Source organism: Bacillus pumilus, from assembly GCF_024498355.1.
Lineage (GTDB): Bacteria > Bacillota > Bacilli > Bacillales > Bacillaceae > Bacillus > Bacillus pumilus_P.
This window is the reverse complement of the sequence record NZ_CP101833.1, coordinates 616,880-635,229: the sequence shown is the minus strand read 5'-3', so window position 1 is coordinate 635,229 and position 18,350 is coordinate 616,880. Positions and strand designations below refer to the sequence as shown.

The following is an 18,350-nucleotide window of genomic DNA, read 5'->3' as shown; positions in this document are numbered from 1 at the left end:
ATTTTTTCCTCCCTACATCGCAGATGGGAAAAACCCTCGATTGATGACTTCTTGTTCGACCTGCGTGATGGTCTGCCCGAATAGATGAATGAGTTCATCCATCTCCTGCTGCGTAATGGAAAGCGGCGGTGCAATCATGACAGCTGCGCCTCCCACTCCGTCCTCTCCAGCGCTTGCTGGATACACAAGCAATCCATTTTGCTTTGCCGTCTCAACGACTAGATTGGTCATCTGAGCATGTGCAGGAAATGGCGTTTTGGATAATCGATCTGCGACAAACTCTATACCAATAAGCAGTCCCTTTCCTCTTACATCCCCGATGATGCAATGGTTTGTTTGCAAGTCTTTTAAGGCATTCATTAAATATCGACCGGACAGGTCAGCTCGTTCATGAAGCTGATGTTTTTTCATATATCGAATGACGGCCAGTGAGACGGCTGCTGAAAGCGGATTGGCACTAAACGTATGACCGGCCATTACAGAGCCTGAGCCACTGAGAATTGGAGCGATCACATGATCCGCTGATACGGTTGCCGCAATTGGTGAATAGCCGGCACTCATTCCTTTCCCAAGAACCATGATATCTGGTACGACACCCCAGTGCTCCATGGCAAACATTTTCCCAGTTCGTCCAAAGCCTGTCATGACTTCATCTGCAATCATTAAAATGTCATTTTCCTCACAGACCCGCTTCATCGCCTCAAAATATCCGTCGGGCGGAACAAGTGCTGCTCCCGCTGCTCCAACAATTGGCTCAGCAATAAAGGCTGCAATCCTCTCTTTTCCTATACGCTGGATGACGGTGTTAAATTCCTGTACATACCACTCGACCTGTTTGCTTTCTTCTTTTGGCAGCCATGACCGGTAGCTATACGGCGGAGACAGCACCGGGTGTTTTTCAAGCAGTGGTTCAAAGCGCTCTCTTCTTGCAATATGACCTGACATTGACAGCGCACCAAGCGTGATGCCGTGATAACTCATCCATCTTGATATGATGTGATTCTTTTCAGTCTTCCCCTGCTCCTGCCAATGCTGTATCGCGATTTTCATCGCTGTCTCAGTTGCCTCTGATCCGCTTCCGACAAAAAAAGACCAGTTCAGATTGCCTGGGCAAAGGGTACTCAATTCATAGGCAAGTTCTTCCGCTGGTTCATTTGTGAATTGTGACCTGTACGTAAAGCTCACTTTTTTCGCTTGCTCTGTCATGGCATCAATGATGTCTTGTATGCCATGTCCAATACTCGCCGTAACCGCACCCGATGATCCATCTACATATTTATTTCCTTCTCGATCATATAAATAAATCCCCTCTCCTTTCACAGCCACAGGATAATCCTGATTTAACATCGGTTTGATTAAGTAATTCCGGGTCTCCACTTTGCCATTCCTCCCTCTCTCGTCAGCAGCTGCATCTTTCTTTTCACATGAATCGCAAGAAAATTTTGTATACTTGTTATAAGATTAGCTTAATCAAGAGGGCAGTCATCCTCCATTCGCCACATGCCCGAATTTCACACACATTTTTTATACATCGTGTATAAAAGTGTTCAAAAGGAGGTCATGAGTCTATGGCGATTCTCGTCAAAGACGCACTCTCGCTCGATATTATGAAGGAAACAAAACTGCTTGCTGGAGAAAATGGACTGGACCGCCTCATTCAGTGGGTGACCATTGTGGAAATTATCGAGGACACTTCTAGGGTTTCAGAAGGGGAACTACTCGTCACAACCGGATTTGGGCTTGCAGAAAATAAGGAAAGACGCATACGGCTTGAAAAATTGATTCAATCTCAGCGTCTATCAGCCATTGCGATTTATAAAGGCGTGTACTTAACGGAGATCCCAGCATCACTGATTCAAGCGGCCAAAAGCAGCGGCATTCCGCTCATTGAGATTCCTTCACATGTCAATTTCTCAGACATTACAAAAGCCGTCCTAGAGCAAATCGTCAGCAGTCAGCTCCATCAACTCAAATATTCTTCAGCGATTCATCAAAGACTGACCCATTTAAATGTGAGCAATAAGAATGTGACGCAAATTACGGATGAGCTGGCACATCTCACTACGGCGAACATCGTCGTGCTCGATGTCTTTTTGCATCAAAAGGCTGCTCATCTTGTAAAGGATGAAGTGACGTATTCTCCTGCTTTTGGCTTTTTGACAGATCGTGAACCAATTGAGACCACTCCTCTTCTCAAGCAGGCAGAGGAGAAAGGGCGGCTCGTCTATGACACGTGTGGTGCGTTTGTCCTCGCTGCATGCCCGGTGATTGCGATGGGCGATATTTTCGGGTTTATTGTGTCTTTAAAGAAAAAGGAGGCGTGGCATCATCTCGATGCGATCGCGATCGAGCATGCCGGGGCGGTGTATGCCATTGAATGGCTGAAACAAAAGGCCATTCAAGATACAGAAAACCAAATGCAGGGACATTTGTTAGATGATATGTTGCAGCAGCAATACACAGAAGAAAGCTATGTGGTCGAACAAGCAAGAAAGCTTCAATATGATATGAGCGATGAACAAGTGGTCATCTACTTTCAATTTCAGCATCAGCACACACAGCTCGATCACCAGATGGTGCAGCGCCTATCTCAATTACTCACATCGATATTTGAACGCAGACATATTCCTTTCTTACTAAAGGCAAGGCTTGATTCCGTTTTTGTGCTGACACCAGCGGGAAAGAAAGCGTTTCAAGAAACGGAGTGGTATAGCGCATCAGAGGAGTGCCGGAGCACTTGGTCTTATTTTTTCCCGCTTCATCCGATTGTGATTGGCATTGGCAGAGCCTATGATCAGATCATTCTCTTTGCAAAAAGTGCAAAGGAAGCCCAGTATGCAGCAAAACTTCTTCCTCTTTTAAAAACAGACGAGAGCATCATTCATTATCAGATGCTCGGCTTATATGGTATGCTCCTTGAAATGAACGAAGCCGGAATGAATTTGCATGACTTTTACGTGGAGCTGTTAAGCCCTTTGCTTTATACGAAAAAACAAGGGGCTGATCTGATCCATACACTCGAAGTGTATTTGGCACACAATGAAAATATTCAAAAATCTGCGGGGGAATTGTTTATTCACCGGCATACATTAAGCTACCGGCTGAAACAAATTGAAACGAGAACAGGCTGCCGCCTCAAATCCACTGATGATCGGATGAAGCTGCAGCTAAGCATCATGGCTTACCGCCTATCTGGTCTGCTTGATCAGATGAGAACCATTTCATGATTCATTCGGCGTTTTCACCCATAGATTCATATCTTCAATTTTGTCAAAAATATAGCAGTTGTTTTGGAAACGCCCGGTATACGTATACCCAAGCTGATAAAACACTTGATTCATCCCATAGGACAGTGCACGTGCAAGAGAATAAAAGACATAGATATGCATCGATTGAAGCTCTTTTTCGAGTGCTAGAATCAAATGATGCATGAATCCTAGTTTTCTGTATGTTGGAAGGGTTGCACAATCTGTTAATTCCGCATGTCCATACGGTGCATTGATTTCGGCGGATGCCGCACTCACAATATGACCGTCATGTTCGACGGCATAAAAGACTGTCCCTTCCTCCATCACCTTTTGGATGTAATCTGGCTCGTTCATTGGCGTGGGATACGTTTCAAAGACGGTATCATAGAGCTTTGCCAGCTTGTGCACATCCTCTGGACCGGCTTTCCTCATCACATACTCATCCTGCCATGTGCCTTGGTCTTTTTTAATCGGCTTTTCTTGAATAGACGCAACGATTTCATCTTCCTTCAGCCAAAACGGGCTGTTCATTCGATCTTCGGTCAGAAAGAGCGACATGCCGTATGCATCACTTCCAAGAAAATAATGAGAAAACACCCCTTCAAGCCGAAAGCCTTTTTCTAAAAAAAGAGGCATATGCTCACGCCTTACTTTTACAATGACTTTAGACGCCTTGCAGTCCGCCGCTTCCTGAAGCACGGACTGAATCACATCCTGCACCCTGCCGCTATAATCATCCAAACGAATTCGCTCGTTAAATCGATCCATACAGATCAAAGCAGAAAAACGCTCGTTTGCAAGTTTCTTCAATTGCACCATACACTCATTCCTCTCTTAACTAATGAAAAACTTCCAAATTAAAAATGAAGAAATAGCAATGCAAGAAAAAATTGATAGGATCATATAACTAATGGCAAAGCTTTTTTTCAATTTACTCTGCTTAATGGCAGTCAACATGATGTTATTTATAGTTATGAGATATAAAATAAGCATGACGTTTGCAAAGATGATAAATGCTTTGATTTCCATGTTGCCTCCTCGTAAATGGGTTATCCAATAACACTTCTCCATATTCGGGCTTTATCCCTTCTAATCATCAAAAGAAGAAAAAACACCTTTCCATCTCGTCAGATAGAAAGGTGTTTTGATTAAACCGTTTTTCCCGCAGCCTTCAGCGCACGGGCACCAATGTCACGGCGATAAAATAGCCCTGGTTGAATGATTTCTTCAACGGCTTCATACACTCTTGATCTTGCCGCTTCAAACGTGTCATCAAATGCAGTGACATTCGCTACACGGCCGCCATTTGTGACGAATTGCTCGTTTTCTTTTTTTGTTCCTGCATGGAAGGTCACGACATCAGACACAGTCGTTTGCAAGGCACCAATTGGCGTGCCTTTTGCATAGTCCTCTGGGTATCCTTCTGAAGCAAGAACTACACTGACAGCGGCAGTGTCTTTCCACTGTAAGTCCACATCTTTTCCGTCTAGAATGTCGAGAAAGACTTGAACTAGATCTGATTCAAGACGAGGGAGCACGACCTGCGTTTCAGGATCGCCAAAGCGTGCATTGAACTCAATGACCTTTGAGCCTTCTGGTGTCAGCATTAAGCCTGCATATAAAATGCCTGTAAACGGACGCTCTTCCTGCACCATTGCACGAGCCGCAGGCTTCACCACTTCTTCCACCGCTTTTTGCACCACTTCATCCGAAATTTGTGGAACCGGTGAATAAGCACCCATACCGCCAGTGTTCGGTCCTTTGTCATCTTCAAATGCTCGTTTATGATCCTGCGCGATCACCATTGGGTACACCTTTTCTCCATTGACAAAGGCCATCAGAGAAAATTCTTCCCCTGTTAAAAATTCTTCAATCACAACAGATGCACTCGCATCACCAAACTTTTCATCCTCTAAAAAGTCATGCAGGCAATCGATCGCCTCTTCAAGTGTCATGGCGACTGTCACGCCTTTTCCTGCTGCGAGACCGTCTGCTTTAATGACAATCGGCGCGCCCTTTTCTTCCACATATGCCTTCGCTTCTTCAAACGATGTGAAGGTAGCATAAGCGGCTGTCGGGATATCGTAATTTTTCATTAAGTCCTTTGCGAATTCCTTTGAGCCTTCAATGACCGCAGCTTTTGCATTTGGTCCAAATACCTTTAGACCTGCCTTTTCAAATGCATCCACCACACCTGCAATTAAAGGAACCTCTGGACCGACAATCGTTAAGCCGATATCATTTTCCTTTGCAAAACGAATTAACGCCTCATGATCGCCTTCGTCGATAGATACCAGACTTGCGACGCCTGTCATTCCATCATTGCCGGGTGCGACAAATACTTGGCTGACAAGTTCACTTTGATTTACTTTCCATGCGATGGTATGCTCTCTTCCGCCTCTGCCGATAATTAATACGTTCACACTGTCATCCCCTTAATGTTTGAAATGTCTAACGCCAGTGAAGACCATGGCGATGCCGTATTCATCTGCCTTTTGAATCGATTCTTCATCACGAATCGATCCGCCCGGTTGAATGATCGCTGTCACGCCTGCCTTTGCAGCAGCTTCCACTGTATCGCCCATTGGGAAGAAAGCATCAGAGCCTAGCGCGCTTCCTTTCGCCTTTTCACCTGCTTGTTCAATCGCAATGTTAGCTGAGCCGACACGGTTCATTTGACCAGCACCGATACCTGCTGTCATTTGATCCTTCGCAAGGACAATCGCATTTGATTTCACATGCTTGACCACTTTCCATGCAAGCTTTAAATCTTTCCATTCGTCTTCAGTTGGTTCTCTTTTTGTCGGAATGGAGATCGTTGCTTCCTCTAAACCGTAGGTGTCGATATCCTGAACGAGCAGTCCGCCATGGACACTAGTTAGCTGCTTTTCTTTCTTCTCGAGATCAGCTTCGACATCGAGTGTTAATAGACGAAGGTTCTTTTTCGCTGTTAACACCTCAAGTGCTTCTTTGCTAAATGATGGTGCGATGACAATTTCTAAGAAAATCGTATGAAGCACTTCTGCCGTTTGTTTGTCTACTTCACGGTTAAGCGCCACAATGCCGCCAAAAATAGATGTTTCATCTGCTTTGAATGCACGGTCAAAGGCTTCTGCAATGGTTTCTCCTGTACCGACACCACATGGGTTCATGTGCTTCACAGCAACAGCCGCTGGCTCCGTAAATTCACGTACGATTTGAAGAGCTGCATCTGCATCTTTAATATTGTTGTAGGAAAGTTCTTTTCCATGTAACTGTGTCGCTGTTGCCAAAGAGCCTTTGCTTGGAAGAGCATTTTCATAGAAAGTAGCCGCTTGGTGCGGGTTTTCTCCATAACGAAGGGATTGTTTTTTCTCAAACGTGACAGTGAACTGTTCTGGCTCCGTTTCGCCAACATAGTTCGTTAAATAATCCGCAATGAGGGCATCGTAAGCAGCTGTATGACGGAATACCTTTGCCGCAAGCTCACGTTTTTTCTCTAGCGACACGCCGCCTTCTTTGATTTGCTGAACGACTGCATCATAATCACGAGGGTCTACAATGACCGTCACGTCCTGATGGTTTTTAGATGCAGCACGAAGCATGCCCGGCCCGCCAATATCAATGTTTTCAATCGCTTCTTCATACGTCACATCGTCTTTTGAGATTGTCTCTTTGAATGGATAGAGATTCACGACCACAAGATCAATCGGCTGAATGCCGTGCTTTTCAATCTGTGCCATGTGCTCATCGTTTTCTCTCACCGCCAATAGTCCACCATGTATGTTTGGATGAAGTGTTTTGAGTCGTCCGTCCATGATTTCTGGGAATCCAGTCACTTCAGAAATCCCAATGACATCAATGCCGTTCTCTTGAAGAAGCTTATGTGTACCTCCAGTTGAAATGACTTCAACACCCAGTTCTGTTAATGCTTTCACAAAAGGTACAAGATTCGTTTTATCGGAAACACTGATTAATGCGCGTTTGATCGTCATGCCTTTGTCACCTCATTAAGATAATTCTAAAAGTGATTTGATCACTTTTGGATATAGTGTGTGTTCTAGTTCATGCATTCTTTTTTCAATTGATTCAAGGTCTTCGCCTTGTTCTATATGGATCGCTGCTTGGTCAATAATCGGGCCCGTATCCATGCCTTCGTCAACATAATGGACGGTGATGCCTGCCACTTTGACTCCTGCTTGATAGGCTTGTCCAATGGCATCAAGCCCTGGGAATGCTGGCAGTAAAGATGGATGGATATTCACGATTTTCCCTCTGTATGCTTCAAGTAATGTCGGACCGATCAGTCTCATATACCCAGCGAGGAAAATCCATTCCACTTCATGAAGCGTAAGCTGTTCAATAATGGTTTGTTCAAAAGCGGCTTTGCTTGGAAAAGCCTTCGGCGTAAAAGCAAAGGAGGGGATGCCCTCTTTCTCAGCACGCTCCAGCACCTTCGCACCCGGTTTATCACAAATCACAATGGCGGCCTCTGCCTGCCACTCTTCTTCTTTTAACGTATCCATAATGGCTTGAAAATTCGTCCCGCTTCCAGAGGCGAAGATCGCAAATTTCTTCATGAGAGGCTTCCACCGCCGAATGTGACACCTTCTCCTTTTTGAACACGCCCAATGAGAAATGCTTTTTCTCCGTCTTGTTCAAGCCCGCTGATCACATCAACTAAATCATTCTCTTTTACCGCTAAGACAAAGCCAATGCCCATATTAAACACGTTGAACATCTCTTCTGACTTTAACTGACCCTTTTCTTGAATAAAGGAGAAAATAGGCGGTACTGGCCATGAACCGTTATCAATCTCAACGCCAAGTCCCTCAGGCAGCATACGTGGTAAATTCTCAATAAAGCCGCCGCCCGTCACATGTGCCATCCCGTCAATTTTACCGGCTTTCACTTGTTTGAGAACAGGCTTTACATAAATTTTCGTCGGTTCAAGCAGCTCTTCTCCAAGCGGTCTTGTAAAAGGTGCATACGTTTGATGAAGGTCAAGACCAGCGTCTTCCAGCAATACTTTGCGAACGAGAGAGTAGCCATTGCTATGAATTCCGCTTGAGCTGAGTCCAATGAGCAAATGCCCCTCTTTCATACCGTTTCCTGTCACGATTTCATCCTTTTCAACGACGCCTACTGAAAAACCAGCAATATCATATTCATCTTCTGTGTAAAGACCTGGCATTTCTGCTGTCTCTCCGCCGACAAGCGCCGAACCAGACTGCTCGCAGCCGTCAGCCACCCCTTTGACAATGGATTCAATTTTCAATGGATCTGCTTTTCCGACAGCTAAATAATCTAAGAAAAAGAGCGGCTCTGCCCCTTGTGCAAGCACATCGTTGACACACATCGCCACGGCATCTACGCCGATCGTATCGTGTTTATCCATTAAAAAGGCAAGCTTTAATTTCGTTCCGACACCATCTGTTCCTGAGACAAGAACGGGCTTTTTGTATGGCAGCTCAGATAGATCAAACATACCGCCAAATCCGCCTAGAGCACCCATGACGCCTGCTCGTTTTGTGCGTTCTACGTGTGTTTTCATTCGTTTGACGGCTTCGTATCCTGCTTCGATGTCGACACCGGCGTTTTTATATGCTTCTGACATCCCATTCACTCCTTTTATCTGCTTTCTTCCATGTATTTTCGGCAGAATGAAAGAGCAGCATATCAAATCATCTTGACTGCTGCTCCATTATTCGATTATTTCGTCAGGACTGTTTCCTTCACATGCGGAAGGACAGTATCTTCATAAATTTCAGTCGGATATTTTCCAGTAAAACATGCTAAACACTGACCACGCTGCGGATCATCATACGTTCTGCCAATCCCGTCCATTAAACCGTCTACAGATAAAAATGCAATGGAGTCTGCACCGATTTCCTGTCTAATTTCTTCAACTGAATGAGAAGAAGCAATCAGCTCTTCGTGTGTGGACGTATCAATTCCATAAAAACACGGATGAGCGATTGGCGGTGAACTAATGCGGACATGCACTTCCGTTGCACCCGCTTCTCTTAGCATCGTAACAATTCGGCGGCTCGTTGTTCCACGTACGATCGAATCATCCACCATGACAACACGCTTTCCTTCGACCACCCCGCGCACAGCAGACAGCTTCATACGCACGCCCTGCTCACGCAATGCTTGAGACGGCTGAATAAATGTCCGGCCGACATATCGGTTTTTAATTAAACCAAGCTCATACGGAATGCCTGTTGCTTCGGCATATCCAATCGCTGCAGAAATACTAGAATCTGGTACCCCTGTGACAACATCTGCTTCCACATGGGCTTCTTCTGCAAGCTTCTTGCCAAGATTCTTTCTCGCACTATGCACGTTGATGCCATTGATGTTGCTGTCAGGTCTTGAGAAATAAATATATTCCATGCTGCACATGCTGCGGTTAATGTTCATAGAGAAGCGCTCAGATTTTAATCCTTCATCATTAATGATCAGCATTTCGCCAGGCTCCACATCTCGTAAATATGTTGCGCCAACGACATCAAATGCACATGTTTCAGAAGCGACAACATAAGCGTCCCCAAGCATACCAAGTGAAAGTGGACGTAAGCCGTTCGGATCAAGCGCCACAATCATTTCTGTTTCCGTCATAATTAAGAAAGCATAGGCTCCTTTAAGCATAGACAGGGCGTTTTTGATCTGTTCCTTCAATTCAACATACCCGCTGCGCTTAATTAAGTGAGCCAGCACCTCTGTATCAGAGGATGTCTGGAAAATACTCCCTTGATTCTCAAGCTGCTGCTTTAATTGCGTTGCATTCACTAAGTTCCCGTTATGAGCAAGGGCAAGACTGCCGTTATTTTGCGAGCGAAAGAAGAGGGGCTGCACATTTTCAAAGCCGCCTCCGCCTGCTGTCGCATACCGAACGTGTCCGATCGCTCCTCTTCCCTTTAAATCCTTTAGCTCACCGTTTTGAAAGACTTCCGTAATCAGTCCAAGGCCTTTGTGTGACGTCAGGTTTTCACCATCTGTTGCAATGATTCCCGCACCTTCCTGTCCTCGGTGCTGAAGGCTATGCAATCCGTAATATGTGATTTGAGGGGCTTCTTCGTGTCCCCAAACCCCAAAGACACCACACTCTTCGTTTAAGCCTCTGATTTCAGCAAGCATGGGATCGCTCCTTTCCATGCGCATTCAAGCTCGTTGACTGCTGCATGAATCCATTGTTGTCCTTCTTGATTTTTGACGGTAAATACACCATCATTTGTGACCGTTCCGACTTCTTTTGCATCCTTCACAGCCGCAGCAAACGCTTCGCGGTGCTCTGGCTTAACTGTCACAACAAAACGTGACTGCGTCTCACTGAATAATGAGGCTTCGCTGTTTAAATCGATTTGGATATCAGCACCAAGGCCGTCTGTTCCAAACGTACTCTCAGCAAGTGCCACACCAAGTCCGCCTTCAGATACATCATGCGCCGATTGAACAAGTCCGTTTTGAATCGCCGCTAGAAGGGCTTCCTGACGCGTGAGCTCGACATCCAAATCAATTTCAGGTGCTTTTCCGTAGATACGGCCTTCTGTCATCTTTTGAAGCTCACTGCCTGCAAATTCTTCCTTCGTCTCACCAATGACGAAAATCACGTCGCCTGCCTGCTGGAACGATTGAGTCGTAATATGAGCTGTATCTTCAACCAAACCAACCATCCCAATGACAGGTGTTGGGTAAATCGCTGTTCCATTTGATTCGTTATATAAAGAGACGTTACCACCGATCACCGGTGTGCTTAGCGTACGGCATGCTTCGCTAATTCCGTCAGCAGACTTTTCAATTTGCCAAAAAATTTCTGGTTTCTCCGGGTTACCGAAGTTCAGGTTATCTGTTACTGCAAGAGGACGAGCGCCTGAGCAGACAATGTTACGTGCTGCTTCTGCGACTGCGATTTTCCCGCCGACCTCTGGATCAAGGTAGAGATAGCGTGCGTTACAATCTGTTGTCATCGCTAGGGCTTTTTTCGTTCCACGGATTCTTAAAACGCCCGCATCAGAGCCCGGTGCAACGACTGTATTTGTTCGTACCATGTAGTCGTATTGATCGTAAACCCATTCTTTACTTGCAATCGTTGGCTGCTGAAGGAGCTGCTTTAACGTATCTGCTGCATCTGTGATGTCAGGTGCTTCGACTTTTGTTTCTAAGAACTCACGATAGTAAGCAGGCTCACTTGACGGCTTGTGATAAACCGGTGCTTCCTCTGCAAGTGCATCAACAGGAAGCTCACAAACCACTTCACCTTGATGGAGTAAACGAAGCATTTTATCATCTGTCACATGACCGACTGATACAGCTTCAAGATCGTATTTTTCGAAGATATCAATGATTTCTTGTTCGCGGCCTTTTTCAATGACCAAAAGCATTCTCTCTTGAGATTCAGACAGCATCATTTCGTATGCCGTCATGCCTGTTTCACGCTGCGGAATGAGGTCTAGGTTCATCTCGATACCAGAACCTGCTTTACTGGCCATTTCCGCACTTGAGCTTGTTAAGCCAGCCGCTCCCATATCTTGAATACCAACGAGCGCATCGTTTTTGATGACTTCAAGGCACGCTTCAAGCAATAGCTTTTCCATGAACGGATCGCCCACTTGAACAGCTGAACGTTTTTCTTCTGATCCATCAGAAAATTCTTCAGAGGCAAATGTTGCACCGTGAATCCCGTCACGTCCCGTTTTGGCACCAACGTACATGACCGTATTGCCAACACCTTTGGCCTGGCCTTTTTTGATGTCCTCATGATTGATTAACCCAACGCACATGGCGTTAACGAGCGGGTTGCCTTCATAGCTTTGATCAAAATGAACCTCTCCGCCGACTGTTGGAATACCGATACAGTTTCCATAGCCTGCGATCCCTGCCACTACTTCTTCAAACAAGTACTTCACGCGCGGTGAAGTCAGTTCACCAAAACGAAGAGAGTTTAATACAGCAATTGGACGCGCACCCATAGAGAATACATCACGGATAATCCCGCCGACACCTGTTGCCGCTCCTTGATACGGTTCAATCGCAGATGGATGGTTATGTGATTCGATTTTAAACACAACCGCTTGGTTGTCTCCAATATCAACGATTCCAGCGCCTTCCCCAGGGCCTTGAAGAACATGCTCTCCTTTTGTCGGGAATTTGCTTAAAACAGGCTTCGAGTTTTTATAACTGCAATGCTCTGACCACATCACAGAAAAAATACCCGTTTCTGTGTAGTTTGGCAGCCTGCCAATAATGGATTCGATTAAAGCGAATTCTTCATCACTCAATCCCATTTGCTGATACAATTTCTCTTCTTTAATTTGCTTGTGACTTGGTTCAAGCAGTAGTGACATGAGTGTCCCTCCAATTTTTCACGATAGATTGAAACAATTTAAGTCCGTCTGCGCTGCCTAGTAATGAATCAACTGCGCGCTCAGGGTGCGGCATCATGCCGAGTACATTGCCCTCTTCATTCGTTACACCTGCAATTCGATTGACACTGCCGTTAATATCGTCTCCGTAAGTGAAAGCGATTTGGCCTCGTTCAGTGAGCTTCGCTAAAGTGTCTTCGTCACAGTAGAAGTTGCCTTCACCGTGTGCTACAGGAATCGTAATGGATTTGCCTTTTTGATAGCCGCTTGTAAATTGCGTTTCGTTGTTCTCTACAATGAGTTCAACTGGACGACAGATAAATTTCAGGTCTTTATTTCGTCTCATCGCACCTGGAAGAATGCCAAGCTCCTGAAGAATTTGGAACCCGTTACAAACACCCAGAACAGGTTTTCCTTCCTCAGCTGCTTTTTTCACAGCCGGCATGATGTTAGAGAAGCGAGCAATCGCACCACATCTTAAGTAATCCCCATAAGAGAAACCGCCTGGTACGAGTACACCGTCAAATCGGTCAAGACTCGTTTCGTCGTGCCATACATATTCAACTTGTTCACCTAACTCATCTTGAATCGCATGGTACATATCGATATCACAGTTAGAGCCAGGCAAGACGATCACTGCAAACTTCACTGTGCGACAACCTCCTCCACCTCATAGCGGTAATCTTCAATCACCGTGTTGGCAAGTAATTTTTCACACATTTCTTTTACGACTGTGTCTAAATCACGATCTGATTTTTCAATGACAAGCTCCATGTATTTCCCGATACGGACATCCTTTACTTCCTGATAAGACATGCTGTGCAAAGCGTGCTGCACGGCACTTCCTTGTGGATCAAGAACGCTCTCTTTTAAGCTGACAAAAATTTTCACTTTATACATGTTTATGGCCTCCAAGTCTTTTGAAAATTTCTTCGTATGCATTCGTTAAGCCGCCCAGGTTTCGTCTGAACACGTCTTTATCAAGCTTTTCGTTTGTGTCTTTGTCCCAAAGCCTGCACGTATCAGGTGAAATCTCATCAGCTAGCAAAATACGATTCTCGTGATCTATTCCGAATTCAAGCTTGAAATCAATTAAATTCACATGGCAATCTGAGAAGATTTGCTTTAACTCTTCATTCACTTGTCTTGTGATCTGTTTCATTTCCTCCACCTGCTCAGGTGTCGCTGCATGTAAAATGCGAATATGATCTTCTGTAATGAGCGGATCACCGAGTGCATCATCCTTGTAGTAAAACTCGATCAAAGGTGTGTCCAGTTGCGTTCCCTCTGGAATTCCGAGGCGCTTTGACATACTGCCTGCCACAACGTTTCGTACAACCACTTCAAGTGGTACAATCTGCACCTTTTGAATGAGCTGTTCTGTTTCAGAGAGGCGTTTTACAAAGTGATTGTTGATCCCTTTCTCATGCAGCATTTGAAAGATTAAGCTTGAAATTTCGTTGTTCAGTCTGCCTTTGCCTTCAATTTCAGCTTTCTTTTCGCCGTTAAATGCTGTCGCTGAATCTTTATATTCGACATATAAAATATGCTCGTCATCGGTCTGATAGATTTTTTTCGCTTTGCCTTCGTAGAGAAGTTCTTGTTTCACAGTCATTCAGGTTGGCCTCCTAATTTGAATGTTGGCAATTTTCAGGATTGGGCGCCTGCCGAGCAGGCGGCCCATTTCTTATGCAAGACCTAGACGTTCGAAAATCATATCGACATTTTTCAAGTGATAGTTGTAATCGAAGCAATCCGCAATTTGTTCAGGTGTTAAGCGTGATGTGATTTTTTCTTCCGCTTCTACTAATGAACGGAAATGCACTTGCTTTTCCCAAGCTTCCATTGCCTTTGGCTGAACGGTGTCATACGCTTCTTCACGTGCCATGCCTGTATCGATTAACGCAAGAAGAACGCGCTGTGAGTAAATCAAGCCAAGTGTGCGGTCCATGTTACGTTTCATGTTCTCAGGGAAGACCGTCAAGTTTTTCACGATGTTTGAGAAACGATTCAGCATATAGTTCAGTGCAATCGTTGCATCTGGTAAAATGATGCGCTCAGCAGATGAATGAGAAATATCACGCTCATGCCAAAGCGGTACATTTTCATAAGCTGTCAGCATATAACCACGGATGACGCGGGCAATCCCCGTCATGTTTTCAGAGCCGATTGGGTTCCGTTTATGCGGCATAGCCGATGATCCTTTTTGTCCCTTTGCGAAGAACTCTTCTACTTCGCGTGTTTCACTCTTTTGAAGACCACGAATTTCAACAGCAAATTTCTCAATGCTTGTAGCGACTAAAGCAAGAGTTGCCATGTAATCTGCATGGCGATCACGCTGCAAGGTTTGGGTAGAAATTGGTGCAGCTTTGATGCCAAGTTTCTCACATACATATTGCTCAACAAACGGGTCGATGTTCGCATATGTGCCAACAGCACCAGAGATTTTGCCGAATTCGATGCCAGCTTTTGCTTGTTTAAAACGTTCTAAGTTACGCTTCATTTCTTCGTACCAAAGAGCAAGCTTCAGACCAAATGTTGTCGGTTCAGCGTGTACACCATGTGTACGGCCCATCATGACGGTATATTTGTGCTCTTTTGCTTTTTCTTTTAGTATGTCAACAAATCTCTCAATGTCCTTGAGCAAGATATCGTTCGCCTGTTTTAATAGATATGAAAGCGCCGTATCCACTACGTCTGTAGAGGTTAACCCGTAATGAACCCACTTTCTTTCTTCTCCTAGAGATTCAGATACAGCACGCGTAAAGGCTACCACGTCGTGGCGCGTGTCTTGTTCAATCTCTAAAATACGTCCAATATCAAAGCTTGCATTCTTGCGCATTGTCACGACGTCTTCTTTCGGAATGATGCCAAGTTCTGCCCAAGCTTCACAAGCAAGAATTTCTACTTCAAGCCATGCATTAAATTTGTTTTCCTCTGTCCAGATTGCTGACATTTCTGGTCGTGCGTAACGTTCGATCATTTCCCGTTTCCTCCATCTCTTTCAGTCCATATCTTTGTGATGTTTGTCATCCATTCATCATCGAGCTTTTTCATAAACGTTATATGCCCCATTTTGCGGCCGGCTTTCACTTCATGCTTACCATATAGATAAAGCTTTGATTCCTTTAAAAGCTCAGGATGCTCTTTTGGAATGTCCACTTCATCGCCTAATAAGTTCACCATCATGCCCTCTGATAAAAGGGCTGTACCGCCAAGCGGCAAACCACATATCGCGCGAACGTGCTGTTCAAACTGACTCGTCTCACATAAATCGAGTGTATAGTGACCAGAATTATGCGGGCGAGGTGCCAGTTCATTGACGAGCAGCTTTCCTTCGTTTGTCAGGAACAGTTCTACAGCAAGTGTACCGACTAACCCTAGCTTTTCAGCCAGTGTCGTTGCCAGCTCTTTCGCCTTTTCCTCAATGCGGTCATCTACCCTTGCAGGCACAATGCTTTGGAATAAAATATTGTGCTTATGAATGTTCTCAGCGACTGGGAATACCGCAATTTCTCCATGAACAGACCGCGCGACGATGACTGAGAGCTCCATTTGAAATGAGACCCAGCTTTCTAAAATACAAGTTCCGTGAGTGAGGAGTGCAGCAGCTTCATGAAGCTGCTCTTTCTCTTTGATCACGTACTGTCCTTTTCCATCGTAACCGCCCCTGCATGTTTTCAGTACGGCAGGCAATCCAAGCACATCCGCTGCGTTTTCTAGCTCCTTTTTATCATGAACAATGCGATAAGGCGCTACTTCACAGCCTGCGTCTACAATTCCTTTTTTCTCAGTTTCACGGTTTTGAGTTAACAGAAGAAGTTCGCTTCCTTGCGGTAAATACGCCTCTTCCTTCAGCTGATTAAGTGCATCATAATCAATATTTTCAAACTCATATGTCACCACATCGCTGATTTCCGCTAGCTGTCGAATCGCTTCAAGGTCACTATATGCGGCTGTGATTTCAGTATCAGCAACCTGTCCACAAGGAGATTGAGTGACAGGGTCTAAGGCAGCTGCCCGGTACCCCATTTGCTTTGCGCTGACGGCCATGTATCTGCCAAGCTGTCCTCCGCCGATAATACCGATGGTTGCGTTCGGAAAAATGGTCTGCTTAGCCAAGCTGATCACTGCTTTCTAGTACAGTCTGTTTTGTTTGTTCTCTTCTTTCTTCAAGACGAGATGCAATCGTTTCATCAAATGCTGAGATCATTTGTGCGGCTAGCAGGCCTGCATTTGTTGCACCGGCTTTGCCAATAGCCACTGTGGCAACTGGCACACCGCCTGGCATTTGAACGATGGATAATAACGAATCCAGCCCATTTAGTGCTTTTGATTGTACGGGCACACCAATGACCGGCAGTGTCGTTTTCGCTGCGACCATCCCCGGTAAATGTGCTGCGCCTCCAGCACCGGCAATAATGACCTTTAGTCCTTTACCTCTTGCTTCAGTCGCATATTCAAACATCAAATCAGGTGTCCGATGTGCGGATACAACCTGTTTTTCATACGGAATGTCTAATTCCTCTAAGATATCGCACGCATTTTTCATTGTTTCCCAATCAGATGTACTTCCCATGATGACACCTACAAGCGGCTTCATTTTGTCCCCACCTTTAAGCTGATATTCGATTTTGTATCGTTTGACACGCTCCCCAAACCTAAGCAGCTTGTCAAACGCCGAACAAAAAGGCCCGATTTGCATTGCATTGTTAGGAAGCAACACAAACCGGGCCATGGTAAGCGCTGTTCGCTTTTAAAACGCCATGTCAGTTTTGTTCACTATCCTGCATAGTCCAGTCATTTACGGTAACTGGGTAGAAACTTATGGGCCATATTCCCAAGATTATATGAGGCTCGTGTTTTGATTTCATGTTTATCTTAACAACGGATGTTCATGATGTCAACGGATTTATCGAACAATCTATGAAGTCGTCGTTTTAATGTTCGTGTTTAGACTATTTTTCCTTCAAATACGATTTTTTTCCCAATCGGAATGATCTGAATCGACCCATTTTCCTTCTTTTCCTGAAAGATCGGCTCCTCCATTCGACGGACAGGCGAATAGCCTTCCTCTGCCATTTGGGCCAACACTTGGTCGATTGTCATGTTGTCTTCCACGTAGAATTTCTTCTTCTTTGGTTTTGCGGTCATTCTTTAATTCTCCTTTTCTTCACAGCCTTCACCCAGAAGCCGCCGTGAATCGATTTGGGCTCATATGAGATGATAAACGCCTTTGAATCAAGCGTTTTAATCGTTTCATATAATTGCAGTTCATATTTTCTCGGTGTTAAAATTTGCATTGCTGACCGGTCTCCTTCAAGACCGCCTGCTGCCCAGGTGGTGACACCATATCCTTTTTCCCTCAGTTGTCTTGGGAGATCAAGATCCAATTCTTTTGTAATCACGTTCACAGTAATGTAGCCAAGTGCCAGCTTCTCTTCAATTTTCATCCCGACAATGATCCCAATCCCATAACCTAGTGCATACGCAAGAACATTTTGTACTTGGTCTAAGTTATCTAGCACAATGCTTAACCCAATCACATAAATGAGCATCTCAACCGTACCAGCAAAAGCTGCTGCGTACCGTCTGCCTTTCATTGTTAAAATCAATCGCATGGTGGAGAAAGAGACATAGACAATATTAATGACTAAAATGATCAAAACCATGGTGAACGCATTGGATAAAAGTTGTTGAAGCACGATTTGAACCCCCTGCACTAAAAATCAAATAAAGCACCCCATATTCTACT

General features: G+C 44.9%; 17 protein-coding genes and 1 riboswitch. Of the genes, 1 reads left to right on the top strand and 16 read right to left on the bottom strand.

Annotated features, from left to right (window positions below):
* Positions 1 to 12: 12 nt before the first annotated feature.
* Positions 13 to 1,377, bottom strand: a complete 1,365-nt coding sequence (locus tag NPA43_RS03205; protein WP_099727384.1) for an aspartate aminotransferase family protein — start codon at positions 1,375 to 1,377, stop codon at positions 13 to 15.
* A 191-nt stretch (positions 1,378 to 1,568) separates the two neighbouring features.
* Here NPA43_RS03205 and NPA43_RS03200 point away from each other — a divergent pair, with 191 nt between their 5' ends.
* Complete coding sequence (locus tag NPA43_RS03200) at positions 1,569 to 3,227, top strand: PucR family transcriptional regulator (protein ID WP_256499358.1); 1,659 nt, start codon at positions 1,569 to 1,571, stop codon at positions 3,225 to 3,227.
* Here the strand turns inward: NPA43_RS03200 and ablB are convergent.
* From ablB to NPA43_RS03125, 15 genes are all read right to left on the bottom strand, one after another.
* Positions 3,222 to 4,067: a putative beta-lysine N-acetyltransferase gene (gene ablB, locus NPA43_RS03195; RefSeq protein ID WP_256499357.1), complete on the bottom strand. Its 846-nt coding sequence runs from the start codon at positions 4,065 to 4,067 to the stop codon at positions 3,222 to 3,224. The genes NPA43_RS03200 and ablB overlap by 6 nt on opposite strands.
* A 329-nt stretch (positions 4,068 to 4,396) precedes the next feature.
* Positions 4,397 to 5,671 carry a phosphoribosylamine--glycine ligase gene (purD, locus tag NPA43_RS03190; protein WP_256499356.1) on the bottom strand — a complete coding sequence of 425 codons (1,275 nt, stop codon included), beginning with the start codon at positions 5,669 to 5,671 and terminating at the stop codon, positions 4,397 to 4,399.
* A gap of 12 nt (positions 5,672 to 5,683) precedes the next feature.
* Entirely contained in the window at positions 5,684 to 7,222 is a 1,539-nt protein-coding gene (gene purH / locus NPA43_RS03185) for a bifunctional phosphoribosylaminoimidazolecarboxamide formyltransferase/IMP cyclohydrolase (protein WP_256499355.1), read from the bottom strand.
* Between the two features lie 15 nt (positions 7,223 to 7,237).
* Positions 7,238 to 7,807 carry a phosphoribosylglycinamide formyltransferase gene (purN, locus tag NPA43_RS03180; RefSeq protein WP_099727390.1) on the bottom strand — a complete coding sequence of 190 codons (570 nt, stop codon included), beginning with the start codon at positions 7,805 to 7,807 and terminating at the stop codon, positions 7,238 to 7,240.
* Positions 7,804 to 8,844 (bottom strand): phosphoribosylformylglycinamidine cyclo-ligase, encoded by a 1,041-nt coding sequence (gene purM, locus NPA43_RS03175; protein ID WP_249705246.1) that lies wholly within the window; start codon positions 8,842 to 8,844, stop codon positions 7,804 to 7,806. Before purM ends, purN begins: the two co-directional genes overlap by 4 nt.
* Before the next feature lie 95 nt (positions 8,845 to 8,939).
* On the bottom strand, positions 8,940 to 10,370 hold the full coding sequence (gene purF / locus NPA43_RS03170) for an amidophosphoribosyltransferase (RefSeq protein ID WP_099727392.1): 1,431 nt from the start codon (positions 10,368 to 10,370) through the stop codon (positions 8,940 to 8,942).
* Complete coding sequence (purL, locus tag NPA43_RS03165; protein WP_230031511.1) at positions 10,346 to 12,577, bottom strand: phosphoribosylformylglycinamidine synthase subunit PurL; 2,232 nt, start codon at positions 12,575 to 12,577, stop codon at positions 10,346 to 10,348. Before purL ends, purF begins: the two co-directional genes overlap by 25 nt.
* A complete protein-coding gene (purQ, locus tag NPA43_RS03160; protein WP_256499354.1) occupies positions 12,561 to 13,244 on the bottom strand; it encodes a phosphoribosylformylglycinamidine synthase subunit PurQ in 684 nt (227 codons plus the stop codon). Before purQ ends, purL begins: the two co-directional genes overlap by 17 nt.
* Positions 13,241 to 13,495, bottom strand: a complete 255-nt coding sequence (purS, locus tag NPA43_RS03155; protein ID WP_003214349.1) for a phosphoribosylformylglycinamidine synthase subunit PurS — start codon at positions 13,493 to 13,495, stop codon at positions 13,241 to 13,243. Before purS ends, purQ begins: the two co-directional genes overlap by 4 nt.
* Positions 13,488 to 14,210 carry a phosphoribosylaminoimidazolesuccinocarboxamide synthase gene (gene purC / locus NPA43_RS03150; protein WP_099727395.1) on the bottom strand — a complete coding sequence of 241 codons (723 nt, stop codon included), beginning with the start codon at positions 14,208 to 14,210 and terminating at the stop codon, positions 13,488 to 13,490. Before purC ends, purS begins: the two co-directional genes overlap by 8 nt.
* Before the next feature lie 72 nt (positions 14,211 to 14,282).
* Entirely contained in the window at positions 14,283 to 15,578 is a 1,296-nt protein-coding gene (gene purB / locus NPA43_RS03145) for an adenylosuccinate lyase (RefSeq protein ID WP_099727396.1), read from the bottom strand.
* The gene (gene purK / locus NPA43_RS03140) at positions 15,575 to 16,717 is read right to left on the bottom strand and encodes a 5-(carboxyamino)imidazole ribonucleotide synthase (protein ID WP_256499353.1); all 1,143 of its coding nucleotides are present in this window, start codon (positions 16,715 to 16,717) and stop codon (positions 15,575 to 15,577) included. The genes purB and purK overlap by 4 nt, the downstream gene beginning before the upstream one ends.
* A complete protein-coding gene (gene purE, locus NPA43_RS03135) occupies positions 16,710 to 17,198 on the bottom strand; it encodes a 5-(carboxyamino)imidazole ribonucleotide mutase (protein ID WP_230031543.1) in 489 nt (162 codons plus the stop codon). Before purE ends, purK begins: the two co-directional genes overlap by 8 nt.
* A 169-nt stretch (positions 17,199 to 17,367) precedes the next feature.
* A riboswitch (purine riboswitch) is annotated at positions 17,368 to 17,469 on the bottom strand.
* 79 nt (positions 17,470 to 17,548) lie between these two features.
* A complete protein-coding gene (locus NPA43_RS03130; RefSeq protein ID WP_230031509.1) occupies positions 17,549 to 17,749 on the bottom strand; it encodes an NETI motif-containing protein in 201 nt (66 codons plus the stop codon).
* A complete protein-coding gene (locus NPA43_RS03125) occupies positions 17,746 to 18,300 on the bottom strand; it encodes a DUF2179 domain-containing protein (protein ID WP_034320274.1) in 555 nt (184 codons plus the stop codon). Before NPA43_RS03125 ends, NPA43_RS03130 begins: the two co-directional genes overlap by 4 nt.
* Between the last annotated feature and the right edge of the window lie 50 nt (positions 18,301 to 18,350).